Here is a 22118-nt window from a genome sequence, read left to right as displayed (position 1 = left end):
GACGCTTCGACGGGCCGCGTTTTTAGGCAGCAGCTCAGTTCGATACGATGGGCCGCGGCGCCTCGACCTGCTTCATCAGGTCGTCGTTCCACTCGCCTTCCACGGTGAAGTGCGCTGTGGCGCCCAGCTCAGCTGCCTCGATCAGGTTGTGGTTGACGTAGGCGTAGACGCCGGGCTGCAGGAAGGTGTAGAGCGCCGCCCCCGCCGAGCCGCCGCGGATGAACCAGGTCTCGAGGTCCTTGGCGGGCGGGTTGGCGAACTTGCCTTCTTCCCACACATAGTCCCCATGCCCGCCGATCAGGTGCGGCCGCGTATCGCGGTTGGCCTGTGAATGGACGATCAGCACCGTTTCGCCCACTTTGGCCTTCATGGCTCTCTCGCCGGTGAGCGCGCCGACCTTGCCGTTGAAGACGACGTGGGTCGGAATGAGGCCCCTCATCGCGACGAGCGTATCCGCATAGCTCTCGCCGAGCGACTCGTAGCTCTTGTAGCTCCCGGCCTCGTCGCGCGGGATGTAAAACTCGTTCTCGCCGACATAGTAGATGCGGTCGTAGCGGACCAGTTCGCCCCTTTCGTTCTTCAGGCCGTCGCGGGGGAGCACCATGACCGTTCCGCTCATGCCCGACACCACGTGCCAGGGGATCATGCCTTCCGGCGCGCAGTGGTAGACGAAGGTGCCGCTGCGGGTCGCCTTGAAGCGGAGCGTCACCTGCTCGCCGGGATTGACGTGGGTCAGCGCGCCGCCGCCCAGCGCGCCGGTGGCGGCATGGAAGTCGATGTTGTGCGGCATTTCGTTGGTCTCGGGGTTGACCAGCGTCAGTTCCAGGTAGTCGCCTTCATGGACGACCATCATCGGGCCCGGGATCGAGCCGTTGAAGGTCATGCCCCTGAGGGTGGTCCCTTCGTCGTCGATGACCACAGGCTTCTCCTCGATGGTCATGGTGAACTCGACCACCTTCGGGCCGCCGGTCGCGACCTGCTCGTGTTCGTGGACAAAGGGCGGAGCGACAAGCGCCACCTTCTGGCGTGGCAATCCGGCAACCTCAGCCGCATTCGCCATCGTCGGCAGTGATGGTATCGCGGCCGCCGCGGCAGCCGTCATGGCTGCTCCGATGAGGGCTTCGCGTCTCGTCAACATTGTTCGTCTCCTTGTGACGACGTCTATTTGCGAGAATGAAGGTAGGCGTGCTGGGGCCGCGCCTCTTTGCGCGGGAGCAAAGAGCGGGCCTCGCGGGCTGCGACATTTTGGACAAGATATGACGCGCCGCGGCGGCCGACGGGACGTATGCCCGGCGGCCGCCGTGGGTTCGTTGCTACGGTGTGGTGAGCGGACGGGCGCCGCCGCGTTCAGATGGCCCGCGGCTGTGTCAGCGCCGCAGCAAAGGCGACGGCGTAGCCGAGGAAGGCCGCGGCCCACGCGACGCCGGCGAGCTGTATGAGCAAGGGGTCAGGGACGAAGGCTGCGGCGATCCGCACCAGGCCGCCAAGGAGCACCGCCGCGAAGACGAACATACCCGCCCGCCCCGCCTGCAATGCGCGCCCGGTGTGCCCGAGCGTTGCCCTTACCATGACGGCGAGCGTCATCGCGCCGATGGCGCCGCCACCGAGCGCATGGATGCCAGCCGCTGCCGGCACCGTGGACGGCAGCACGATCGCCAGCGCGATCAGCAGCATGCCGACGGGGATGAACGCGTAGGCGAGATGAAGAATGAGGACGAGCGGGTCGGCAACCGTGCGATCCCCCGCCCAGCGCGCCAGCCGTGCTGCCTGCAGGGCTCCGGCGACCGCGAGCAGCGCGGCCGAGCCGACGCTGTCGGGCAGAGCGGTCCACGCCAGCAGCGCGCCTGCGGAGACCGCCAGCGAAACCATATCGAAGCGGCCGAAGGGTGCGGGAAGCCGCCCAGGATTTTCGCGTGCGAGCCAGTTCCGGGTAAAGCTCGGGATAATGCGCCCGCCGATGATCATGATCAGCAGGATCGCCGCGCCGATGCCCAGTCGCCTGCTTGCGTCCGACATCCCGTACAGATGCGCTTCGACATGGAAGCAGATGTTTGCGGCGAGCAGCACCGCCAGCGGGACGAGCACTTTCAAGTTGCGCCAGTTCCGTCCGGATATGATCTCGCGAGCCGCCGCCGCGCCGACCGCCGCCAGAAATGCGCAGTCGATGATCGCGGTGAGTTGCCATCCGAGCAGGTCGGAGAAGAAGACGGCGAAGCGGCCGGCAATCCAGAGCGACATCAGACCGAGGAGCGGCAACCCGAGGACCGGCAGCCGCCCGGTCCAGTTCGGAATCGCGGTCAGCAGGAAACCGGTCACGACCGCAGCCAGATAGCCGAACAGCATCTCGTGGACATGCCAGTCGACTGGCGCGAACAGGCTGAACGTTTCCACATGGCCGGAATAGGCCGGCAGCCAGAAAAGGATCGACAGGCCCGCATAGGCGGAACCGAGCAGGAAGAACGGGCGGAACCCGTAGGACAGGAACGCCGGTCCCTCGTAGGATCTCAGTCTTGGAACGGCCATGGGAAACTCCACTAACAAGTTGGATCGGGCGGCCCCCCGGCCCGCCCGATCCGCCTCCGCATCGCATGAAAGCGGAGGCTAGTTGGCCGCGACCGCCTGCCCAAACAGCTCGGCGAAGACCGCCTTGGCCTTGCCCGGCTGCTTGACCGCTTTTGCTTCCTCGATGTTGGCCGGGTTACCGACGACCACCAGCGCGACCATTCCCATGCCGTAGTGCGGTGTGCATTTAATGCCGTAGACGCCCTCCTGCTGCATGGTGACGGAGAACTCCTCGTTTATCTTGCCTTTGAAGGGCTCTGCACCCTCGGGGATCATTCCTTTGATCACCTCGGCGTTGTGCGACTTGTCGGTCGGCACGAACTTGATCGTGTCGCCGGGCGCCGCCTTCACGAGATCGGGCTCGAAGACCATCGCGCCTTTCTGGCCCTTGTTCAGCATGTGCACGACGTGCTCTTCCGCCGATGCCCCTGTAACCATGGCGAGGAGGGACACCATGGCGGCGGCGTAAGCGAGGGATTTCATGGAATTCGTTCCTTTCTTCAGACGACGGCGTCAGCCGTTGCAGCCTGAATAGCGGGAAACAGCGGGTGCTAATTTGCGCTGGCTCAAACTGGCGCGAAAAAGACCTGCGGCCGTCCGGTCAGGGTCCGGCGGGCACGGATGGTTCACAAGCAGAAGTTGATCGATCGTTGATCGCGGGATCGGCGAGCTAAAGAGCCTGCGGTCGCCGAGCCGGACAGACGGCATGCGGCGAACATCCGGCTCGCCGCAGCAAGGCGCCGCAGCGTCGCGCGGGAGCGCGAGCCGCCGGTGAACGTGCATTTCCGCGCCGCCACCACCACAGGGGATGGCGGTCAGGCGGTCTTCAGATCAGCGGATGCAAGTCTTGAGCATTGCAGCTGTGTGGGCGCCCCTTCCGGCAGGCACATCGCGCAGTGGCTCTCGTGGTTCGAATTTGGCTGAACGCCCGATTGCTGCCGGTCAGCACCGGCATTCGGTCATGAGGGGAGAATGCATGCAACAGACCTGACTGATGACATGCGCGGCCGGAACGTCGCTGTTCGCGGCGCGAGGACGTGCGCGTTCCATCAGCATGCGGCGCAGCGCGTCGGGATTCACCTGGTCGCGCGCCATCACAAGCCTGGTCATCGGATCGCCCAAAAGCTCGTCAAGCATCGTCCTCTCGCTCATTTGCCACCTCCGTGCTGTTGGCTCAGTCCCTCCTACATAGGTTGGCGATTTGACGGCTCAATGACGCTTCGGCGGCTTAATCTGGGCCAAAGTCGGAATAACGTCAGGAAAATGCCTCAGCCGCCACGGGTATACAGTCGTGAGCAATGCCTTGTGTGGCAGGGCAAGCGTCAAAGCGCTGGCGGATCCCCGCGCTCAGTGCTTCCGTGCCTGGACGAGGTAGGCGTCGATCGTATCCTCCCCCAACCACTTCGCCGCCTCCAGCCGGTGCAGGCCCTCGACCAGCACGTAGCGCCCGCCGTCGGCGCGCACCTGGATCGGCGTTTTCATCCCGTTTTCCAGAATGTCCTCGGCCAGGAGGCGCACAGTCTGCGGATGCAGCGTCTTGCGACGAGCCGCAGGCACATAGATGCTGTCGATCTTGATTGTCTGAACCCGGAGCATGGCGCCTCATCTTCGACGCCCTTTCTATGCCGCATTGCCGCGGAGCGGCAAGCATCGGCGGAACAAGTCGGCCTTCTGGGTGTTTCCTCCGCCGATCCCGCACCCAGAGTCCTGTCTTGGTTTCCGCAGCTTCAGCCGATCCGATCGTCTCCGAAACGCCGGCGCCCGAGGTAAGGGCAAAGAGCGTCGAGCTCGCCTATGTCAGCGACACGGAGCCCGGCATCCGGCGCAAGGGCGGGCCCAGGCGCTTCTCCTATCACCAGCCAGACGGCGCCATGATCCGGGACGAACAGACCCTGGCGCGAATCCGCGCGCTCGCCATCCCGCCCGCCTGGACGGACGTCTGGATCTCGCCTTCACCCGATGGACACATCCAGGCGACCGGCCGCGATGCGCGTGGGCGCAAGCAGTACCGGTACCACGACCGCTGGGCGGCAACGCGCGACGAGGTGAAATACGGCAGCCTGCTGAGCTTCGCAGGGGCGCTTCCGGCGCTGCGTGAACGTGTCGATGCGGACCTGCGCAAGCGCAGCCTGTCGCGCGAGCGCGTGGTGGCTGCCATCATCTGGCTGCTCGACAACACGCTGATCCGCGTTGGCAACCCGGCCTATGCCCGCGACAACAAGAGCTTTGGATTGACCACGCTCAGAAGCCGCCACGTCGAGGTGGAGGGAGCGAAACTGCGCTTCTCGTTCAGGGGAAAGTCCGGCAAGGAATGGCGGCTGCAACTGGTCGACCGGCGGATGGCGAAGATCATCCGCAGCATACAGGAACTGCCCGGTCAGGCTCTTTTCCAGTATTTCGACGCCGAGGGGACGCGGCGCGTCGTCAGGTCCAACGATGTCAACGAGTACATGCGCGAGGCCATCGGCGCTGACGTCTCGTCGAAGCATTTCCGGACGTGGGGCGGCACCGTCCAGGCGGCCGATCTTCTGGCCGCCACCGAACTGCCGGAAACGAAGTCGGGCGCGCGGCAGATATTGAACAAGGCGATCGACCATGTCGCGGCGCGCCTCGGCAATACGCGAACCGTGTGCCGCACCTGCTACATCCACCCGGAATTGATCGAATCCTGGCTCGCCGGCACGCTCGCCGGAGAGATGAAGGCGGCGCGACGATCGTTCCGCAAGATCCCGGACGGTCTCGACGAGGAGGAATTGACGGTGTTGCGCTGGCTGGAAAGGCGATCCGGGCCGGATCCTGCCGCGCGATGACGGATGTCACCTTGCCGTGGTCACCACAGGTTCTTGCCGTCGATCACAGTCACAGGCACGGCATCGAGATCGAAATCGTCCAGCAGCCGCGCGTTGATACTGATCCGGGGATTGTCGAAGTCCGGCTCGCCGGTCGAAAAGTCTGGAGATTCTGTATATGTCGTGCAGCCGCATATGCTGCAGAAGTTGTGGCGGACGGTCCGCGACTGCCACAGATATGTGCTCTGCCCGTCCTTCGACAGAATGCGCACGTCGGCCCTCTTGTAGTAGGCCCAGAGCGCACCACGCTTGGAGCAGATCGAGCAGGTGCAATAGGTTACCGTTTCCGGCGCCGCGTCGACCTCGAAGCGGGTCGACTGGCAGTGGCAGCTTCCGCTGATCGCCATTGTGTCCTCCCTTGAGCGAAGGAGCTGAATACCACGCCCCTCCTGCCAATCCGCGTCAGGATCGCAGGATGAGATTTCATCGCACCTGACGCAGCATGGCCACGATCCGGCGCACGGCTTCGACCGTCTCGTCGATTTCACCGGCGGTATTGTAGTGGGCGATGCCGATGCGCACGACGCCCTCCTCGGCTGGAATGCCCAGCTGGTGCACGATCTCCCAGGCATAGTTGTGGCCGGACCACACGAAGATTCCCTCCTCCGCGAGCTGCCGAGCAATCGTCTCCGGGCGGATGCCTTCGACGGTGAAGGAGACGGTCGGCACGCGTTCCGCGATGCGAGAGGCATCGGTGATGCCATGGATGGTCAGGCCCGGGATATCGCGAATGCCGTCGATGAGCTGCGTCGCAAGGCCGTTTTCGTAGGCGATCGAGGCGCGGTAGGCTGCCGCAATCTTCTCGCGGCGCGAGCCGGATGCGTCAGTGCGCGCGCCGAGTTCTTCAAAATATCCGACGGTCGCCGACAATCCCGCCATCAGCTCGATCTGCGGTGTGCCGAGTTCGAAGCGCTCCGGGAGGTCGTTCGAGGAGCACCGGCACTTGTAGGGCTGCAGCGCATCGATGACGTCGTGGCGTCCCCACAACATGCCCATGTGCGGCCCGAAGAACTTGTAGGCCGAGCAGGCCAGGAAATCGCAACCGATGTCGCGCACGTCGACCGGCCCGTGCGGCGCGAACTGCACGGCATCGATATAGACGAGCGCCCCTGCCCGCTTGGCGATCCCGGTCAATTCCTTGACCCGGTTGATCGAGCCCGTCAGGTTGCTTGCGTAGTTGAGCGCGACGAGCCGCGTCCTTTCGGTCAGCACGTCCTGCAGGGCTGCGGGTTCGATCTGCCAGCTCGTGGCGTCGAATGGCAGGAAGCGAACTGTCAGGCCGCGATCCTCAGCCAGTTGCAGCCATGGCGACACATTGCCTTCGTGGTCCATGCGCGTGACGACGATCTCATCGCCCGGGCGGAAGTCGCGACCGATGGTGCGGGACATGTGATAGGTCAGTGTCGTCATGTTGGCGCCGATGATGATTTCCTCCGGCGTCGCCGCGCCAAGGAAATCGGCCATGGCGGCATGCGCAGCGTCGACCACCTGCTGCGCAGCGACGGTCGTGGCGAAATAGCCCCCGAGATTTGCGTTCGTTTCGAGCAGGCAGCGCGCTACGGCGTCAGCGACGCGCCGCGGAACCTGCGTCCCTGCGGGATTGTCGAGATAGATCCGGCGGCGGCCCTCATCGGTGAGCGAAAGCGCCGGAAACTGGGCGCGGACGGCGTCGATCTCGAATGTCATGGGCAGGGGTTTCCTGTGCGCTGATGGATGGCGTCGACCGCTTCCAGCATTTCCTTGGTGAACTCGACGTCGGCCGCGTTCAGTGCGACTTCCAGCTGCGCGATCGATGTCGCGCCGATGATCGAAGACGTGACGAAGGGCCGGCTGACCACGAAGGCGTTGGCAAACAGCGCGGGCTCCATGCCGAAGCCGCGCGCCAGCTCGTTGTATTCGAGCAGCACCTGTGCGGCGTTCGGCTTCTCGTAGCGCTGGCCCCGATTGAACAGGGTCGTTCGTGCGCCCGCCGGCCGGGCGCCGTGGTCGTACTTGCCGGTCAGATAACCCTGCGCAAGCGGGGAATAGGCGAGCAGACTCACGTCCTCGCGGTCGCTCACCTCGGCGAGGTTCACCTCGAAGGTGCGGTTGACGAGATTGTAGGCGTTCTGCAGCGAGGCGACCCGCGGTCCAATCCCCTTCTCGCTCTCGAACAGAAAGCGCATCACGCCCCACGAGCTTTCGTTGGAAAGGCCAAGGTGCCTGATCTTGCCGGCTTTCACGAGTTCGTCAAAGACGGCGAGGGTCTCCGCGATCGGCGTTTCATCCTCATCGCGTCTGGGAGGCCATGCGCCCACCCGCGTCGGATTTGCCCCCCACGCTGCGCGTCGCTCGGGAAAGTGGATCTGGTAGAGATCGAGGTAATCGGTGCCGAGCCGCTTCAGGGATTTCTCGATGGCGTCCATGATGTCGGCGCGAACCAGTTTCGAAGGCCGCCCGCCGCGAAGCCAGTCCTGCGGCGTGCGGCCGACCACCTTGGATGCGATGATCACCTTGTCGCGGTTCCGCCGCGCCTTCAGCCAGCTGCCGATGATCCGCTCGGTGCTGCCCTGCGTCTCGGCCATGGGCGGAATCGAATAAAGCTCGGCGGTGTCGAGGAAATTGACGCCGCGGTCGAGCGCAAAGTCCATCTGGGCGTGGCCGTCGGCCTCTGTGTTCTGCTGGCCCCAGGTCATGGTGCCGAGGCAGACCTTTGAAACGAGGAGGTCGGTGCGACCGAGATGGCGCTTCTGCATATTGAGTTCCCGGAACGGTTCGGAGATCTGGAAGCGACGAATGTCGTGCGTGCACCTTATTGCAGTGCGCCGCAATCAGAAAGCGGCTCGATCCTGCTAGCTCTTTTTTCGCCGCAGCGCCTCGTCGATCAGCATGTTGGCGACCTGCATGCGCAGGATAGCGCGGTCGCGCAGGTGTGGCGCAACCCGGTCCGGATGGTTCTCGAAGGCGAAGGCGCGGCGCACCCGCGCCAGATCGCCCGCCGACGATATGCGATCGATCTCCAACTCGCGCGCGATGTCGAGGGGATCTATTGACGGAAGCGGCGCGGGCTCCAGCGGGGGCGGCACGATCTCGGCGCGGCGCAGCTCCATTTCCCTCAGCGCCTCCTCTATCGCAGTGCTGGCGGCGCGATACTCGGCCGACGCCTCTTCGCCGGAAACCCTGATGCGCCCCGAATGAAGCTCGTCGACAACGGATAGATAGTCGAAGGGAATCGTCGGGGTCGTCGCGGACTCGCTGTGATCTTCCGTCTCCGGAATCGCGGCCGCCTGGAAAAGGTCGTCCAGCAGGCGCGCGAAATCGCGGTTCTTGGCGGATGCCATGCACTCTCCCTGACCCGAAAAGACGCATCGGGCGGCGGCACCATAAGCCATGGTTCTCAAGAAATGGTTGTGCAAGACCCGGCAATTTGCCTCATCCGGACATGCCGCAGACACATCCCTGTCATTCCAATGCTGCATTGCACAATAAGAGATGCATCGCCTATATCCCCGTTGGGAGGACCAACAGGAGCCTACGTCATGGGTTTCCGGAACGAGTTCTTCAAAGAGGGGCGTTTGCCCGAACGCATCCGCCAGCGAGCCACCGCGGCCATTCTGGCCGCGATCGGCGACATGCATCGCGATCACCCCGTGCGGGTCGCCGAATTTCCACGATTTGCCCGCGAACTGGCGCTGCGAAGCTGAAGGGCATCGAACGGCCCGTAGCCACAATGTTGTAACGACGGCCGGGGAATGCTATCTGGATGCATGAAATCCTTGGGGTCGACATGCGCAGCGCACTCAAGAAATTCGGCAACTCTGCTGGAATAATCATACCCAAGCCTTTGCTGTCCGAACTGGGAGCGCAAGCCGGCGATGCCGTGGATGTGAGCGTCGACGGCGATTGCCTGGTCATTCGGCGAGTGGCCGATGCGCCGCGCCAAGGTTGGGCCGAGGACGCGGCCCAGCTCGCCGCGGAAGGCGACGACGGTCTCATTTGGCCGGAGTTCCCGAACGAGGACGATGGCGCTCTGAAATGGTAGCCAGGGGCGAGGTCTGGCTCGCCGCGCTCGATCCGACCGTCGGCAGCGAAATCGAGAAAACGCGGCCCTGCCTCATCGTCTCGCCTCCGGAAATCCACGATCATCTGCGGATGGTGATTGCTGCGCCCATGACTTCGGGCAGCCGCCCGGCCGCATTCCGCGTCCCGGTGACCTTCGCAGGGGTGAATGGCTTGATCCTGCTTGAGCAGTGCCGCGCATTGGACAAGCGCCGGCTCGTCCGGAGGCTGGGATCCGTGCCCGACGACGTCCTGAGCCGCGCATTGAAAATACTGCGCGAAATTTACGACGAGTGACTAAGTCCAGCCATCTTCACGCGGGTCCCGGAGATCACATCGGGGCATGATGCAGGTAGCCGTGGGGCGCCCGGCAAATGTCTGCCGCAATTGCGCGGGACTCTGGGGCGATTCGGAGGAGAACGATGACCAGATTCCCTTGGCACAGCCTGCTTTTGGCCGGCGCGGTATCTGCGACGCCGCCGGCTTTCGCGCAATCCACTCAATACCTCGACGATCGCTCGTCCCCCGAAGCACTCGTGCGCTCGCTCTACAACGCCGTGAGCCGAAGGGAGTATGCCCGGGCCTGGGACTATTTTGGCGAGAAGAAGCCGTCGAAAGACTTCGAAACCTTCGTTCAGGGCTATGCAAAGACCAGGAGCGTAGCCGTGGAAACCGGAGCAGTGAGTGAGGAAGGCGCTGCCGGCAGCATTTTCTATCAGGTGCCGGTGGCGATCAGGGCGAGCGCCGAAGACGGGAGCGAACGCACTTTTGCGGGGTGCTTCTCTGTGCGCCTCACACAACCGGCGAACCAACAGCCGCCGTTTCTGCCGTTGCAGCTCGAGAAAGGGGCCCTGAAGCCGGCCGAGGGCGACCTTGCCGAAATCCTCCCGGCCTCCTGCGGCGACGGGCCGGCGCCGGCTGCGCGCGACCGAATGCGTGAAGCGGTCGAAGCTGCGTTCAAGGCGACCTACGGGTCCATGTGCCAGACCTTGGGGGCGGATGCCGAGAAAGGGGCGGCGGATCCGGAGATCCACGATCTGTCCTATCGCAACGCCAAACAGGATCCGAGCGATCCCGACCGCACGGCGCGGCTCTTCCGCTTCGCCTGCGGACATGGCGCGTACAACAGCGACGAGGTCTACTATCTGGCCGACGACATCGGCGGGTTCCGGCAACTCCAGTTCGCACGGCCGGAACTCGATATCCGTTACGAGAACGAAGACAGCGAAGGCAAGGTCGAGTCCGTTTCGATCATCGGGTATCGGAGCACCGACCGGCTGGTGAACTCCTTCTACGACGACAAGTCGATGAGCCTCCAGTTCTTCGCCAAATGGCGCGGGATGGGCGATGCGTCTTCCTCGGGTTCCTATCTTTTCCGCGACGGCGACTTCGCGCTGACGAAATACGACGTCGACGCCTCCTACGACGAGGAGATCAATCCGGAGACCGTCCTGGACTACGATACCGCGCCATAGTCCTCCCCCGCGCTGGCGCATTGTGCGCTGCGGCGCGACCCGCTAAAGCTGCCGCGCCTGTATCTTGAGGAGCGGTTGGAAATGGCGAAAGTGGCGTTCATTGGGCTCGGTGTGATGGGCTACCCCATGGCGGGTCATCTTAAGCGCAAGGGCGGTCACGAGGTCACCGTCTACAACCGCACGCGGGCCAAGGCCGAGAAGTGGGCGGCCGAGTTCGGAGGCGACGTTGCCGACACGCCTCAGCAGGCTGCTGCCGGCAAGGATTTCGTGTTCGCCTGCGTCGGCAATGACCACGATCTGCGCGAGGTCACGATCGGCCCGCAGGGCGCCTTCAAGGAGATGGCCAAGGGCGCGATCTTCATCGACAACACCACCGCTTCCGCTGAAGTTGCCCGCGAACTGGGCGACGAGGCGCGCGCGCGCGGATTTGGCTTCCTTGACGCACCGGTGTCGGGCGGCCAGGCCGGCGCCGAGAACGGCGTGCTCACCGTGATGGTCGGCGGGGATGCCGCCGATTTCGCCAAGGCGCAGCCGGTGATCGATGCGTTTGCGCGGATGGTGGGGCACATGGGGCCGAACGGCGCCGGGCAGCTTACCAAGATGATCAATCAGATCTGCATCGCAGGCCTCGTCCAGGGGCTCGCCGAAGGCATCCATTTCGGCAGGAAGGCCGGTCTCGACATCGAGAAGGTGATTGAGGTGATCTCCAAGGGCGCGGCGGGGTCATGGCAGATGGAGAACCGCCACAAGACCATGAACGCCGGCAAGTATGACTTCGGCTTCGCGGTAGACTGGATGCGCAAGGATCTGGGCATCTGCCTCGAGGAGGCCGACCGCAACGGCGCCAGGCTGCCGGTCACGGCGCTGGTCGACCAGTTCTACAAGGATGTCCAGGCCATGGGCGGCAAGCGCTGGGACACGTCGTCCCTGCTCGCGCGCCTGGAGAAGTAGGCAGAAACATGGGCGAGCTCTCGCCGAGTTCCACTTCCGAGGAAATCGTCGCGCACCTGCGTCCGATTGGCTCGGAGGAGAACCGGCAGGGGATGAAGCGTTACGGCATCCGGATCGACCGGGCGCTCGGCATCTCCCACGGCGTGCAGCGTGACATCGCCCGCAAGATCAAGCGGAACCACGAGCGCGCCTTCGAACTTTGGGACACCGGCATCGTGGAGGCGCAGTTCATCGCCTCCGTCACCGCCGATCCGAAACGCTTCACCGCCGCCGACGCGCGCCGCTGGGCGCGCGAATTCGATTCCTGGGACATCGTCGACGGCGTGTCGGATCTGTTCGTCGGGACCGACGCCTGGCGGGAATTGATCGATGAGTTCGCTGAGGCCGAGCCGGAGTTCGTGCGCAGGACGGCCTTCGCCATGCTCTGCTGGGCCACGGTGCATCGCAAGACGGAGCCCGACGCGACCTTCGCCGCCTACCTGCCGCTGATCGAGAAGCACTCCACCGACGACCGCAACTTCGTCAAGAAAGCGGTCAACTGGGCCCTGCGCACGATCGGCAAGCGTTCGATGAATTTGCACGCACCCGCCGTCGCCCTTGCCGAGAAGCTGGCCGCGTCGTCTGACAAGACGGCGCGCTGGATCGGGAAGGATGCCGTGCGCGAACTCACAAACCCGAAAACGCTTGAACGGCTCGCGAGGAAAAGGACCACGCCGGCCGGCTAGGTTCGTGATATCGAGGTCCGACGAGTTTCGGTACCGAGCGGCGACCCAATTTCGAAATCAAGACGACCCTGCACATCGATGCGCCGCTAGATGCCGGCGCCGACCGAATACGTCCCGCTTTCCTTGTCGAGCACCAGGTAGTCGAGCGGCATCTCCGTCGTATACTTGATCTGCTCCATCGCGAAAGTCGAAGAGACGTCGCGGATCTCGATCTTGGCGATCAGCCGCTTGTAGAACGCGTCGTAGGCAGCAATGTCGGGCACGACGACGCGCAGCAGATAATCCACGTCGCCGCTCATGCGGTAGAATTCCACAACTTCGGGAAATTGCTGCACGACCTCGGAGAAGCGCCGCAGCCACTCGAGGCTGTGGGAACTCGTGCGGATGGAGACGAACACGTTGACGCGGGCGTTGACCTTCACCGGATTGAGAACCGCGACGCGGCGGGTGATAATCCCCTCTTCCTCCAGCTTCTGGATGCGCCGCCAGCAGGGCGTCGTCGAAAGACCGACTTTCTTGGCGATGTCGGCCACCGCAAGCGTGGCGTCTTCCTGCAATAGCCGGAGGATTTTTCTATCAAGCCGGTCCATCAAAACACTCCAGTAGAAATATTTTGCGGAAATTGCGCTGCTTTGCGGGAAACGGCAAGGAACAAAAGCGCGTCGCGGGCGCGGTTCCGGGTATGATGTTTCAACCCGATGGCGAAAGGCGACGACGGATTTCCGTTCTCAGGAATGGCAGCAAATCCGTTTCAAACCATAGGTGCTTCTTCATCCAGGCAGTGTTGCGCCATGACGGGTGCGGAAGCGGAAGGATTTTCGGCGAGCTGGGAGACGCAAAAATCTGCCGCCAGTTGCCGACAGTCTCACTCAAGGTGCGCGCCCGGGCCTCCTTCAGGTGCCATGCCTGGGCGTAGCCGCCGATGGCCAGCACGAGCTCGATCTGGGGCATCAGCTCGAGGAGCCGCCCGCGCCAGGCAGGGGCGCATTCCCGCCGCGGCGGGAGGTCCGAACCCTTTACATCCTGTCCGGGAAAGCAAAGGCCCATGGGAACGATCGCGAACAGCGAGGCGTCATAGAATTCGTCACGCGTGACGCCCATCCAGTCGCGCAGGCGATCACCCGATGCGTCGTTGAATGGAATGCCGGTCGCGTGCACCTTCGTGCCGGGCGCCTGGCCGGCGATGAGGATCCGCGCCGTGGCCGACGGGACGACCACAGGGCGCGGCTCGTGCGGCAGCGGCTTCCCGAGCGGGTTGGAGATACAGATGCGGCAGGCCCGGATCTCCTCGGCAAGGCGCGCGAGGGCGTCGGAGGTCACGCGTTCGCGCTCGGCCGGCTGGATACCGCTTTATGCCAGCGCACGAGATTGTCGAGGCCATCCGGAATGGCGATCCGCGCCGGCTTCATGAAGTCGACCGCGATCAGGCCGGTTATGTCAGCGACCGTGTAGGCGTCGCCGGCGATGAACTCGCGATCCGCCAGTTCCTTGTCGAGCAACTCCATGAACGCCATCGCTTTCGGCCTGTTGGCCTCGCCCCACTCGGGAACCTGCGGCACCTCCCAGTCCTTCATGGCCGGATGGGTGTGGCGGAACGCCTGCGCCACGCAGCCGAGCAAGTTGAACTCCATCCGTCGCTGCCACATCTCCACGACGGCCTTGCCGAGCGCGCCCGTGCCGAACAGCGGCGGCTCTGGGTGCAACTCCTCGAAATAGCGGCAGATGGCGATCGACTCGGTGAGGATCGTCCCGTCATCGAGTTCCAGAACCGGAAGCCGTTGCAGCGGATTGCGCGAGGTGATCTCCTCGGCCTTGTGGCCCATCGCGCCCATGTCGACCGGCACGATCGTCACATCGATGCCCTTCTCGGCCAGAAAGACGCGAACGCGACGGGGGTTCGGCGCTCTGCCGCCGTCAAAGAGTTTCATGAGACGTCGATCCTCACCCAAATCGTTTCATTCACAACGCAATCAGTTGGCGCAGCCAGTTGAGCATGGCGCCCAGCAAGTCGTGCGGAGCCTCGGAAAGCGCACCGCGCATCTTGCGCCATTCGCCGGGCGTGTCGAATTCTCCCGCCCAAAGACCGACGCGCGCGGCGCGCGCCTCGGCTTCCTCAACCCTGTACCCACCATAGGCGACCGCCCACCCCAGCGCCACAAGCTCGCGATTGAGCTCCAGCCCGCCCGCCGAGCACACGGCCAGCAACCGGTCATAGCGGTCACGCTCCCAGCCCTCGCAGGAAATCCGACCGCTTCCGGCAAGCTTGCGCAATGCATCCCGCGCCAGTCGGCCGCAGGGATACTCCGCCTCCTGGCGGCGGCACGTCTGAGCGAGTTCGGGCGCATCAATCCCCCGCAGCCTGATCCTTTCGCCGCCAAGCTCCAGCGAATCGCCATCCGCGATGCGGGCGACCCCGGCCGGGCTGATGGTGCTGAAACGCTCGAGCCGCGCCGACACGAGGGCAAGCCCTCCCAGCAGGGCAAAGGCCAGCCCGACGTCCACGATCTTGCGAAGCAAGGTCCGGCGGCGACGTCGAGGATGGTAGCGCCGTCCGCGCGCGCTCCATGCCTGCCTCATCCTCAGGGTCTCTTAATCATTCGTGACTAGGTTGCGGGCAGAACCGATCGGAATGCGCATGCCCAGGGCGTCGACAAGGTGAACGCGCCAGACAAGACCATTGTGGACCGCAGAAAGCCTCACCGCAACAGTGAGGTGGCACGGGCTGTGCGCAAGACGCGTGAACAGTTGTCGCAACGCGTGGGCAATCCGGTCTTCGACCGCGAACTGATCAAGATCCATGCACGCAGCATCATGCGGGGCGCAGGCGTGCTGCCGCTTCTGGTGCTGATCGTCGCTGTCGCCGGCATGGTGAGCGGCGCACGGGACCAAATGCTGGCCTGGGCGCTGGTGTCGGTGGCGTGCTATTCCTGCCTCTTCGTCGTCGCGCGGCGCGTCGACGCCACCGAAGTCGCCTCGATCGACGCCGCCGCCACGCGCCGTCTGTTCCTGATCGTCCATTTCATTAGCGGGCTGGGCTGGGCCTATCTGGCGTTCATCACCTGCGATGCGTGCCAGTCGCAGCTTTTCCCGGTGACGAAGGGCACGCTGCTGCTGGTGGGAATCGCAGCGACCGCCCTCGTCGCCTCTTCCCTGCCCGGCGCCCTCGCCGTCACCTTCGTTGTCCCGGTCGCGGTCTACACGCTGCTCACCGCCAATTTTGCCGCGCTCAGCCAGGCGATGATGGCGATCGTTCTGATCCTGTCGATCCCCTTCTTCTCCTACATCGCCGCGTTGCTGAACAAATCCTCGCTGCTGCTGCTGACCTTCCGGTCGGAAAACGACGGGCTGATCGCCGAGTTGGAGACGGCCAAGGCAGTATCGGACGAGGCCCGTCGGCGGGCGGAGGAATCCAACCTCGCCAAATCACGCTTCCTGGCCACGATGAGCCACGAACTGCGCACGCCGCTGAACGCCATCCTGGGCTTCTCCGAGGTGATGGCGAAGGAAGTTTTGGGGCCCATTGAGAACGGAACGTATCGCGAATATGCGCGCGACATCCACGATTCCGGCCAGCACCTGCTGGCACTCATCAACGAGATCCTCGATCTGTCGCGAATCGAGGCGGGCAAGTACCAGCTCAATGCGGAGCCGCTCAGCCTTGCCGCCGTCGTCGAGGAGTGCTGCCACATGGTCGAGCTCAAGGCGCGCCACAAGGACCTGACGCTGATCACCGAGTTCGAATCGACGCTCGCACGCGTATTCGCGGACGAGCGCTCGGTGCGGCAGATCACGCTCAACCTCCTGTCGAACGCCATCAAGTTCAGTCCCAAGGGCGGAGAGATCCTCGTCCGGGTCGGCTGGACGGCCGGCGCAGGTCAGTATGTTTCGGTGAAGGACAACGGCCCCGGCATCCCGCCGGACGAAATCCCGGTGGTTCTCTCGGCTTTCGGACAGGGTTCGGTCGCCATCAAGGCCGCCGAGGAAGGCACGGGCCTCGGCCTGCCGATCGTCCAGGGCCTGCTTGCCATGCACGGTGGCGAATTCATCCTGGAATCCGAGCTGCGCGGCGGCACCGAGGCGATCGCCATCTTCCCGTCGTCGCGCGTGATGGAGGAGCTTCCCGCCATACCCACAGAGGCAGCAGCGAAGCCGGCAAGGTCGCAGCGCCGCGCCCTGGCGTCCTGACGCAGCCCGCGGCTACGTCAGCGCCGCTGCCATCCCCGAGTAGGTCAGCGCCGCGGCCTTGACGACACCGGCCGCCAGCCCTCCCCCGACACCCGGCTCGCCGAACGGCAGCCCGAGAATCGGGCGCAGGCCCAGACGCTCCGCAGCGCGGAGGTGCGACGGCTCGTTCGAAAGACACGCAAGGCGGCAATGGTCTAGCGCACCAGGATTGGCGCGATGGAGCACGGCAGCGGCGGCAGTGGCAGCGAAGCCGTCGATGATGACCGGAATCTTTTCCATCCGCGCCGCCAGGATCGCCCCGGCAATCGCCGCAAACTCCCGCCCGCCGACGCGGCGCAACGCCTCGAACGGATCCCTCAGATGTGCGCCGTGCAGCGCCAGCGCGGCGTCGATGCGGCCGACTGCCGTCGCCTGATCGACGCCGTGTTCGGCTGCGGCCCAGTCCGCGCCCTTGCCGCCCAGCGTCGCGGCGAACAGCGCCGCCGCAACGGTGGAATTGCCGTTCGCCAGATCTCCGACGCATACCAGATCCATGCCGCCGGCGATGGCTTCCATGCCAAACGCCATGGTCGCGGCGCAGCCCTTCTCATCGAGCGCAGCCTCGACGCTGATGTCCTCGGTCGGCAGGTCGAGCGCCAGGTCGAACACCTTCAGACCGAGATCATGCGCAAGGCAGACCTGATTGACGGCCGCGCCGCCGGCCGCAAGCATCTCGACGGCTTCCTGGGTCGGCGATGCGGGGCGCGGCGAAACCTCGCGCTGCGTCACGCCATGCGTGCCGGCGAAGATTGCGACGACCGGCCGTGTGACTGCGGGAGGCCTGCCGCTCCAGGCGCCCAGCCAGGCGGCAAGCTCGACGATCGGAGCGAGCGAGCGGGATACGCCCCGCCGCTTGAACATGTCGCGCACGCGCTCGGCCCCAGCCGTATCGGCGCCGGGCAGATTGTCGAGCAGGGAGCGGAAATCGTCGAAAGGCAGTGCGGTCGTCATGAGGCGTCATCCAGAGAGTTTGGACGCAGCCATAGTCGCCACGGCCGAAAGGCACAATTGCGCATTTCATCCGAGGCTTGCATTGCAGCCGGCTGTGCCCCATGTGGGATCGGCGCTCTCGGGAATACAATGTCGCTGATCGAATCCCCCTGCATACTGGTCTGCTCCATCGACATGAAGACCGGCTATTGCTTCGGCTGCGGGCGCACGCGCGACGAGATATCAGGCTGGATCGCGATGACGCCGGAGACACGTCGCGCCGTCATGGCCGAGCTACCGGCCCGGCTTCAGACGGTGGAGCGCCCGCCGCGAAGGGAAACGCGGCGCACCCGCATGGCGCGCGAACGCTCGGAGCAATCCTGACCAATGACGGGCGGGCGGTTTTTGTGGATCATCCTGGGATTGATCGGCGCTGCCGCCATCTTCCTGGTCGCGCGCGACACCATGTCCGACGCGGAATTCTCGGGCGATGACGGCCTCGGCCAGGGCATCTATCTCACCATCCTGGGGCTGGTGATCGCCGCAGGCATCCTGGGATCCGGCCGCCGGCTGGGCGACCTGGCGCGCAGCCTCGCGCTGTGGGCGCTGATCATCTTGGCGCTCGTCGCCAGCTACCAATATCGCTACGAACTGCAGGATTTTGCGAGCCGGGTGACCGCAGGACTGGTTCCCGGCAGCCCCCTCTCCATCACCGACGCCCACGGCGGCACGACCGTGATGCTGGACAAGCTGCCCAACGGTCATTTCGAAGCTCAGACGCAGGTGAACGGCCGCTCCGTGCAGATGATGATCGATACGGGCGCGACGACCACCGTGCTGACGACGCGCGACGCGAGCCGCGTCGGCATCGACACGGCGTCGCTGGCGTTCCAGATCCCGATTTCCACGGCGAACGGTCAGGCGCTCGCCGCCCGCATCGTCTTGGACGACCTCAGCGTCGGGGCGATATCACGAAGGAAGATCCCCGCTTTGGTGGCCTCCGACGGGATGCTGGACCAGAGCCTGCTCGGCATGAACTTCATCGGCACCTTGTCGGGCTTCGACATCCGCGGCGACCGCATGATCCTGCGCGACTGACCGGCGGCCTTACGCGGCGACTGTGTCCGCCGCAGAAAGGTCGACCGCGGCGAAGGCGCTGAGCAGCACTTCCGGTCCCGCGCCCGGCCGCGTCGCGTCCGTGGAGAGGATCTGCCGATACCGGCGCGCGCCGGGGAAACCGTGGAACAGCCCGACCATGTGACGCGTGACATGCCCCAGTCGACCGCCGGCCGCGATGTGGCGCGCTGCATAGTGCGCCATCGCTTCGATCACGGCTCCCAACTCGACCGGATCCGCAGATACGCCGAAAATGTCCCGATCGACGGTCGCCAGCATGGCCGGCGCATGGTAAGCGGCGCGTCCGAGCATGACGCCATCGGTGTGCAACAGATGGTCGCGCGCCTCGACCAGAGTTTGAATACCGCCGTTGATCCCAATGAATCGATTCGGATATTTGCTCTTCAACCTATAGACGCGATCGTAGTCGAGCGGCGGGATATCCCGGTTTTCCTTGGGACTTAGACCCTGAAGCCACGCCTTGCGCGCGTGCACCCAAAGCGCGTCCGCGCCCGCTGCGAAAACGCGCTCTGCAACCTCGTCCAGCGCGATCTCGGGATCCTGATCGTCGACGCCGATCCGGCATTTCACGGTCACCGGCACGCCGACCTCCGCCTTCATCGCGGCGACGCAGTCGGCGACCAGACCGGGCGTGCGCATAAGGCAGGCGCCGAAGGTTCCGGACTGAACGCGGTCGGACGGACAGCCGACGTTCAGGTTGATCTCGTCATAGCCAAAGGACGCGCCGATCCGGGCGGCCGCAGCCAACTTCTCCGGCTCCGAACCGCCAAGCTGCAGCGCGACGGGATGCTCCACGTCGTCGAAGCCAAGCAGACGCTCCCGCGGACCATGGATCACCGCGTCGGCAACCACCATCTCCGTATAGAGCAGCGCCCGCTGCGTCAATTGGCGATGAAGAAAGCGGCAATGCCTGTCAGTCCAGTCCATCATCGGCGCAATGGATAGGCGGAAGCGATTGTAATTGTTCATTTTTCCTTGTGTCGCAAAAACTTGCGCCGGATCGGCGAGATCCCGTTTCTGCGCCAAGGTATCGCATTGCGGTATCGGCGTCACCCTTGGCCCACGACGAAGGCCGGCGTGAAACGCCTAACGCGCGATCAGCTGTTCTTCGACGAGACGACGGCCCAGGTGATGCCGAACTTGTCCTTCATCTGGCCGTAGAAATCTCCCCAGAAGGCAAGCTCAAGCGGCATCGCGATCTCGAAGCCGGCGTCCATCGCCCGCTTCCACCAGGGTCCGGCATCGTCCACCACGAGATGCATGACGACGTTCTGGGTCGGCTGCAATGCCATGCCGTGTTCCGGGAAAGCGTCGTTAACATGAAGGCGCCACCATTGATCTCGACCTGACCGTACATGACGCGCCCGTCGTCGGTCAGACGGCGGTCGATCTGCTTGGCCCCCAGCGCCCTGGCGTAGTAGTCGAAAGCGTCGTTGGCATCGGCGAGACTGACGGCAGGGATGACGCCGGTCATCGGGCTGTTCGGCATTTCATTGGCCATTTTTCTCTCTCCTCTTGAACTGGTCCGCAACTAGGACGTTCGGTGTGCGCGCCTCCCGACATGCCCTCCAACAATCTCAGGATGAAGCTTTGGAGCGCGCTCCCTCCGTCATGAGGCGGTCGAGGTGCATCCTGATGTGCGAGGCCTCGGCCGGACTGTTGGCAAGGGCGATCGCCTGGTCGAAGGCGGTGCGGGCCTCGCGGTCGCGGCCGAGTTGCATCAAAAGGTTCCCCTTGACGCCGAAGAAGTGGAAGTAGCCGGAAAGCTGCCTTGCCAGCGGCTCGATCATGGCGAGCGCCTCCTCCGGTCCCCTCGCCTTCGAGACGGCGACCGCGCGGTTGAGCGTGATCACGGGCGACGGCTGCAGCACCTCGAGCGTGCCGTAGAGCAGATCGATCTGCTCCCAGTCGGTATCCTCGGGCCTGGCCGCCCGCGAATGGAGGGCGGCGATCGCCGCCTGCACGAGATAGGGACCCGGCTGCTGGTGGCGCATGGCCTTGTCGATGAGCGCCAGCCCCTCGGTGATCATAGGGCGGCTCCACAGCGACCTGTCCTGCTGTTCGAGAAGCACGATCTCGCCATTGGCATCGAAGCGCGCCGGGGTGCGCGAGTGCTGCAGCAGCATGAGCGCGAGCAGCCCCATGATCTCAGGTTCGGTCTGGAACATTTTGAGCAGCAGGCGGCCCAGCCTGATCGCCTCGTCGCAGAGCTGCGCGCGCATTGGCTCGGCGCCGCCGCCGCTGGCCGAGTAACCTTCGTTGAAAACCAGGTAGGCCATGGCCGCGACAGCCCCCAGCCGCTCGCTGCGTTCCACCGGACCCGGTGTCTCGAACGGGACGTTGGCCTGCGCGATGCGTGCCTTGGCCCGCGTGATGCGCTGCTCCATCGCGCTCTCGGAGACGAGGAAGGCGCGTGCGATCTGCCTCACCGACAGGCCGGAGACGATGCGCAACGCGAGCGCGATCTGTTGGGTGGACGGCAGGTCGGGATGGCAGCAGATGAACAGGAGCCGCAGCACGTCGTCGCGGTAGTCGGCATTGTCCAGACGGTCCGCAATGTTGCCCTCGGCGTCCTCCAGGTCGGACACCGCCTCCTCGGGCGGCATCGGCGCCTGCCGCGCCTTCTTGCGCACGGCGTCGATGGCGACGTTGCGGCCGACGAAGATCAGCCAGGCGACGGGATCACGCGGCGGGCCGTTCTTCGGCCAGGTCCTGAGCGCCCTGAGGCACGCCTCCTGATAGGCCTCCTCCGCCGTGTCGAGGTCGCGGAAATAGCGCAGGAGCGCCGCGACCGCCTGTGGGCGCGCGGTCGCAAGGGTCGCATCGAGATAGTCGAGGTCGCTCATGAGAGTCCGATGCCAGGGTGGAAGAGGGCGAGCGGCCGGATCTCGTAGGAGCCGGTGTCAGGGTTGGCGGCGGCGAGTTCGCGCGCCGTCTCCAGCGCCTCGTCGAGCGACTTGCAGTCGATGACGTAGAAGCCGAGCAACTGCTCCTTGGTCTCGGCGAAGGGGCCGTCGATGACGATCGGATCGGACCTGGTCTTGCGCAGCGTCGTCGCCGCACTGGTCGGCAGCAGTCTGGCGCCCGGCCCGAGTCGCCCGGCCCTGGCCAGCTTGTCCTCCACTCGTCCGAGCCGTTCCATCGTGGCGTCGTCTTGTTCCTTCGTCCAGGAGCAGACAACGTCTTCCGAATTGTAGCAGAGGATGGCGTAGAGCATGGATGATCCC

At 64.6% G+C, this 22118-nt stretch carries 28 protein-coding genes; 10 read left to right on the top strand and 18 right to left on the bottom strand.

Going from position 1 to position 22118, the window contains the following annotated elements:
- Positions 1-34: 34 nt before the first annotated feature.
- The 5 genes from nirK to PD284_RS12990 all read right to left on the bottom strand — a co-directional run bounded on the left by nirK (position 35) and on the right by PD284_RS12990 (position 4158).
- The gene (gene nirK / locus PD284_RS13010) at positions 35-1138 is read right to left on the bottom strand and encodes a copper-containing nitrite reductase (RefSeq protein ID WP_274628615.1); all 1104 of its coding nucleotides are present in this window, start codon (positions 1136-1138) and stop codon (positions 35-37) included.
- A gap of 209 nt (positions 1139-1347) precedes the next feature.
- A complete protein-coding gene (locus PD284_RS13005) occupies positions 1348-2523 on the bottom strand; it encodes an NnrS family protein (RefSeq protein WP_274628614.1) in 1176 nt (391 codons plus the stop codon).
- A gap of 78 nt (positions 2524-2601) precedes the next feature.
- On the bottom strand, positions 2602-3045 hold the full coding sequence (locus tag PD284_RS13000; protein WP_274628613.1) for a pseudoazurin: 444 nt from the start codon (positions 3043-3045) through the stop codon (positions 2602-2604).
- Between the two features lie 459 nt (positions 3046-3504).
- The gene (locus PD284_RS12995; RefSeq protein WP_274628612.1) at positions 3505-3714 is read right to left on the bottom strand and encodes a hypothetical protein; all 210 of its coding nucleotides are present in this window, start codon (positions 3712-3714) and stop codon (positions 3505-3507) included.
- A 195-nt stretch (positions 3715-3909) separates the two neighbouring features.
- Complete coding sequence (locus PD284_RS12990) at positions 3910-4158, bottom strand: ParB N-terminal domain-containing protein (protein WP_274628611.1); 249 nt, start codon at positions 4156-4158, stop codon at positions 3910-3912.
- Between the two features lie 116 nt (positions 4159-4274).
- Here PD284_RS12990 and PD284_RS12985 point away from each other — a divergent pair, with 116 nt between their 5' ends.
- On the top strand, positions 4275-5372 hold the full coding sequence (locus tag PD284_RS12985) for a DNA topoisomerase IB (protein WP_411956204.1): 1098 nt from the start codon (positions 4275-4277) through the stop codon (positions 5370-5372).
- Between the two features lie 20 nt (positions 5373-5392).
- Here PD284_RS12985 and PD284_RS12980 read toward each other — a convergent pair whose 3' ends face one another.
- The 4 genes from PD284_RS12980 to PD284_RS12965 form a co-directional block, all read right to left on the bottom strand.
- The gene (locus PD284_RS12980) at positions 5393-5758 is read right to left on the bottom strand and encodes a GFA family protein (RefSeq protein ID WP_274628610.1); all 366 of its coding nucleotides are present in this window, start codon (positions 5756-5758) and stop codon (positions 5393-5395) included.
- A 76-nt stretch (positions 5759-5834) separates the two neighbouring features.
- Positions 5835-7097 carry a cysteine desulfurase-like protein gene (locus PD284_RS12975; RefSeq protein ID WP_274628609.1) on the bottom strand — a complete coding sequence of 421 codons (1263 nt, stop codon included), beginning with the start codon at positions 7095-7097 and terminating at the stop codon, positions 5835-5837.
- Positions 7094-8146, bottom strand: a complete 1053-nt coding sequence (locus PD284_RS12970; RefSeq protein WP_274628608.1) for an aldo/keto reductase — start codon at positions 8144-8146, stop codon at positions 7094-7096. The genes PD284_RS12975 and PD284_RS12970 overlap by 4 nt, the downstream gene beginning before the upstream one ends.
- A 96-nt stretch (positions 8147-8242) precedes the next feature.
- Positions 8243-8731 carry a hypothetical protein gene (locus PD284_RS12965; RefSeq protein ID WP_274628607.1) on the bottom strand — a complete coding sequence of 163 codons (489 nt, stop codon included), beginning with the start codon at positions 8729-8731 and terminating at the stop codon, positions 8243-8245.
- A 198-nt stretch (positions 8732-8929) separates the two neighbouring features.
- On the opposite strand from PD284_RS12965, the gene PD284_RS12960 reads away from it, so the two are divergent.
- The 6 genes from PD284_RS12960 to PD284_RS12935 all read left to right on the top strand — a co-directional run bounded on the left by PD284_RS12960 (position 8930) and on the right by PD284_RS12935 (position 12600).
- Positions 8930-9094, top strand: coding sequence for a hypothetical protein (locus PD284_RS12960; protein ID WP_274628606.1), 165 nt, complete (start codon positions 8930-8932; stop codon positions 9092-9094).
- An 83-nt stretch (positions 9095-9177) separates the two neighbouring features.
- Positions 9178-9432 carry an AbrB/MazE/SpoVT family DNA-binding domain-containing protein gene (locus tag PD284_RS12955; protein ID WP_274628605.1) on the top strand — a complete coding sequence of 85 codons (255 nt, stop codon included), beginning with the start codon at positions 9178-9180 and terminating at the stop codon, positions 9430-9432.
- The gene (locus PD284_RS12950; RefSeq protein ID WP_274628604.1) at positions 9426-9746 is read left to right on the top strand and encodes a type II toxin-antitoxin system PemK/MazF family toxin; all 321 of its coding nucleotides are present in this window, start codon (positions 9426-9428) and stop codon (positions 9744-9746) included. The genes PD284_RS12955 and PD284_RS12950 overlap by 7 nt, the downstream gene beginning before the upstream one ends.
- Before the next feature lie 125 nt (positions 9747-9871).
- Positions 9872-10924, top strand: a complete 1053-nt coding sequence (locus tag PD284_RS12945; RefSeq protein WP_274628603.1) for a DUF1176 domain-containing protein — start codon at positions 9872-9874, stop codon at positions 10922-10924.
- Between the two features lie 81 nt (positions 10925-11005).
- Complete coding sequence (locus PD284_RS12940) at positions 11006-11875, top strand: NAD(P)-dependent oxidoreductase (protein WP_274628602.1); 870 nt, start codon at positions 11006-11008, stop codon at positions 11873-11875.
- Between the two features lie 8 nt (positions 11876-11883).
- Entirely contained in the window at positions 11884-12600 is a 717-nt protein-coding gene (locus tag PD284_RS12935; protein WP_274628601.1) for a DNA alkylation repair protein, read from the top strand.
- Between the two features lie 86 nt (positions 12601-12686).
- Here PD284_RS12935 and PD284_RS12930 read toward each other — a convergent pair whose 3' ends face one another.
- The 4 genes from PD284_RS12930 to PD284_RS12915 all read right to left on the bottom strand — a co-directional run bounded on the left by PD284_RS12930 (position 12687) and on the right by PD284_RS12915 (position 15177).
- Complete coding sequence (locus PD284_RS12930; RefSeq protein WP_274628600.1) at positions 12687-13190, bottom strand: Lrp/AsnC family transcriptional regulator; 504 nt, start codon at positions 13188-13190, stop codon at positions 12687-12689.
- 100 nt (positions 13191-13290) lie between these two features.
- Positions 13291-13920, bottom strand: a complete 630-nt coding sequence (locus PD284_RS12925) for a uracil-DNA glycosylase family protein (RefSeq protein ID WP_274628599.1) — start codon at positions 13918-13920, stop codon at positions 13291-13293.
- Complete coding sequence (locus PD284_RS12920; protein ID WP_274628598.1) at positions 13917-14528, bottom strand: glutathione S-transferase; 612 nt, start codon at positions 14526-14528, stop codon at positions 13917-13919. Before PD284_RS12920 ends, PD284_RS12925 begins: the two co-directional genes overlap by 4 nt.
- Before the next feature lie 31 nt (positions 14529-14559).
- Positions 14560-15177 (bottom strand): thermonuclease family protein, encoded by a 618-nt coding sequence (locus PD284_RS12915; protein WP_274628597.1) that lies wholly within the window; start codon positions 15175-15177, stop codon positions 14560-14562.
- Positions 15178-15255: 78 nt separating this feature from the next.
- Here PD284_RS12915 and PD284_RS12910 point away from each other — a divergent pair, with 78 nt between their 5' ends.
- Positions 15256-16785 (top strand): sensor histidine kinase, encoded by a 1530-nt coding sequence (locus tag PD284_RS12910; protein ID WP_274628596.1) that lies wholly within the window; start codon positions 15256-15258, stop codon positions 16783-16785.
- 12 nt (positions 16786-16797) lie between these two features.
- On the opposite strand, the gene PD284_RS12905 is transcribed toward PD284_RS12910, so the two are convergent.
- Positions 16798-17775, bottom strand: coding sequence for a nicotinate-nucleotide--dimethylbenzimidazole phosphoribosyltransferase (locus PD284_RS12905; RefSeq protein WP_274628595.1), 978 nt, complete (start codon positions 17773-17775; stop codon positions 16798-16800).
- A gap of 129 nt (positions 17776-17904) precedes the next feature.
- Between PD284_RS12905 and PD284_RS12900 the strand changes: the two genes are divergently transcribed.
- Positions 17905-18138: a DUF1289 domain-containing protein gene (locus PD284_RS12900; protein ID WP_274628594.1), complete on the top strand. Its 234-nt coding sequence runs from the start codon at positions 17905-17907 to the stop codon at positions 18136-18138.
- A 3-nt stretch (positions 18139-18141) separates the two neighbouring features.
- Complete coding sequence (locus tag PD284_RS12895) at positions 18142-18852, top strand: TIGR02281 family clan AA aspartic protease (RefSeq protein ID WP_274628593.1); 711 nt, start codon at positions 18142-18144, stop codon at positions 18850-18852.
- Positions 18853-18861: 9 nt separating this feature from the next.
- Here PD284_RS12895 and dusA read toward each other — a convergent pair whose 3' ends face one another.
- From dusA to PD284_RS12875, 4 genes are all read right to left on the bottom strand, one after another.
- Positions 18862-19860 carry a tRNA dihydrouridine(20/20a) synthase DusA gene (gene dusA, locus PD284_RS12890; protein ID WP_274628592.1) on the bottom strand — a complete coding sequence of 333 codons (999 nt, stop codon included), beginning with the start codon at positions 19858-19860 and terminating at the stop codon, positions 18862-18864.
- A 128-nt stretch (positions 19861-19988) separates the two neighbouring features.
- Complete coding sequence (locus PD284_RS12885; RefSeq protein ID WP_274628591.1) at positions 19989-20183, bottom strand: VOC family protein; 195 nt, start codon at positions 20181-20183, stop codon at positions 19989-19991.
- Between the two features lie 285 nt (positions 20184-20468).
- The gene (locus PD284_RS12880) at positions 20469-21737 is read right to left on the bottom strand and encodes an RNA polymerase sigma factor (RefSeq protein ID WP_274628590.1); all 1269 of its coding nucleotides are present in this window, start codon (positions 21735-21737) and stop codon (positions 20469-20471) included.
- Positions 21734-22108, bottom strand: coding sequence for a YciI family protein (locus tag PD284_RS12875; RefSeq protein ID WP_274628589.1), 375 nt, complete (start codon positions 22106-22108; stop codon positions 21734-21736). The genes PD284_RS12880 and PD284_RS12875 overlap by 4 nt, the downstream gene beginning before the upstream one ends.
- Positions 22109-22118 lie beyond the last annotated feature (10 nt).

Source organism: Mesorhizobium shangrilense (assembly GCF_028826155.1).
GTDB lineage: Bacteria > Pseudomonadota > Alphaproteobacteria > Rhizobiales > Rhizobiaceae > Arvimicrobium > Arvimicrobium flavum.
This window is presented reverse-complemented; position numbering and strand designations above follow the sequence as displayed.

Bases quoted from the DNA above. Each gene is read 5' to 3' on its own strand.
- PD284_RS13000 (WP_274628613.1), bottom strand. From the start codon at position 3,045: ATGAAATCCCTCGCTTACGCCGCCGCCATGGTGTCCCTCCTCGCCATG.
- PD284_RS12900 (WP_274628594.1), top strand. From the start codon at position 17,905: ATGTCGCTGATCGAATCCCCCTGCATACTGGTCTGCTCCATCGACATG.
- dusA (WP_274628592.1), bottom strand. From the start codon at position 19,860: ATGAACAATTACAATCGCTTCCGCCTATCCATTGCGCCGATGATGGAC.
- PD284_RS12915 (WP_274628597.1), bottom strand. From the start codon at position 15,177: ATGAGGCAGGCATGGAGCGCGCGCGGACGGCGCTACCATCCTCGACGT.
- PD284_RS12885 (WP_274628591.1), bottom strand. From the start codon at position 20,183: ATGGCATTGCAGCCGACCCAGAACGTCGTCATGCATCTCGTGGTGGAC.
- PD284_RS12945 (WP_274628603.1), top strand. From the start codon at position 9,872: ATGACCAGATTCCCTTGGCACAGCCTGCTTTTGGCCGGCGCGGTATCT.
- PD284_RS12930 (WP_274628600.1), bottom strand. From the start codon at position 13,190: ATGGACCGGCTTGATAGAAAAATCCTCCGGCTATTGCAGGAAGACGCC.
- PD284_RS12955 (WP_274628605.1), top strand. From the start codon at position 9,178: ATGCGCAGCGCACTCAAGAAATTCGGCAACTCTGCTGGAATAATCATA.
- PD284_RS12895 (WP_274628593.1), top strand. From the start codon at position 18,142: ATGACGGGCGGGCGGTTTTTGTGGATCATCCTGGGATTGATCGGCGCT.
- PD284_RS12995 (WP_274628612.1), bottom strand. From the start codon at position 3,714: ATGAGCGAGAGGACGATGCTTGACGAGCTTTTGGGCGATCCGATGACC.
- PD284_RS12875 (WP_274628589.1), bottom strand. From the start codon at position 22,108: ATGCTCTACGCCATCCTCTGCTACAATTCGGAAGACGTTGTCTGCTCC.
- PD284_RS12980 (WP_274628610.1), bottom strand. From the start codon at position 5,758: ATGGCGATCAGCGGAAGCTGCCACTGCCAGTCGACCCGCTTCGAGGTC.
- PD284_RS13005 (WP_274628614.1), bottom strand. From the start codon at position 2,523: ATGGCCGTTCCAAGACTGAGATCCTACGAGGGACCGGCGTTCCTGTCC.
- PD284_RS12990 (WP_274628611.1), bottom strand. From the start codon at position 4,158: ATGCTCCGGGTTCAGACAATCAAGATCGACAGCATCTATGTGCCTGCG.
- nirK (WP_274628615.1), bottom strand. From the start codon at position 1,138: ATGTTGACGAGACGCGAAGCCCTCATCGGAGCAGCCATGACGGCTGCC.
- PD284_RS12935 (WP_274628601.1), top strand. From the start codon at position 11,884: ATGGGCGAGCTCTCGCCGAGTTCCACTTCCGAGGAAATCGTCGCGCAC.
- PD284_RS12960 (WP_274628606.1), top strand. From the start codon at position 8,930: ATGGGTTTCCGGAACGAGTTCTTCAAAGAGGGGCGTTTGCCCGAACGC.
- PD284_RS12920 (WP_274628598.1), bottom strand. From the start codon at position 14,528: ATGAAACTCTTTGACGGCGGCAGAGCGCCGAACCCCCGTCGCGTTCGC.
- PD284_RS12905 (WP_274628595.1), bottom strand. From the start codon at position 17,775: ATGACGACCGCACTGCCTTTCGACGATTTCCGCTCCCTGCTCGACAAT.
- PD284_RS12940 (WP_274628602.1), top strand. From the start codon at position 11,006: ATGGCGAAAGTGGCGTTCATTGGGCTCGGTGTGATGGGCTACCCCATG.
- PD284_RS12970 (WP_274628608.1), bottom strand. From the start codon at position 8,146: ATGCAGAAGCGCCATCTCGGTCGCACCGACCTCCTCGTTTCAAAGGTC.
- PD284_RS12965 (WP_274628607.1), bottom strand. From the start codon at position 8,731: ATGGCATCCGCCAAGAACCGCGATTTCGCGCGCCTGCTGGACGACCTT.
- PD284_RS12975 (WP_274628609.1), bottom strand. From the start codon at position 7,097: ATGACATTCGAGATCGACGCCGTCCGCGCCCAGTTTCCGGCGCTTTCG.
- PD284_RS12950 (WP_274628604.1), top strand. From the start codon at position 9,426: ATGGTAGCCAGGGGCGAGGTCTGGCTCGCCGCGCTCGATCCGACCGTC.
- PD284_RS12880 (WP_274628590.1), bottom strand. From the start codon at position 21,737: ATGAGCGACCTCGACTATCTCGATGCGACCCTTGCGACCGCGCGCCCA.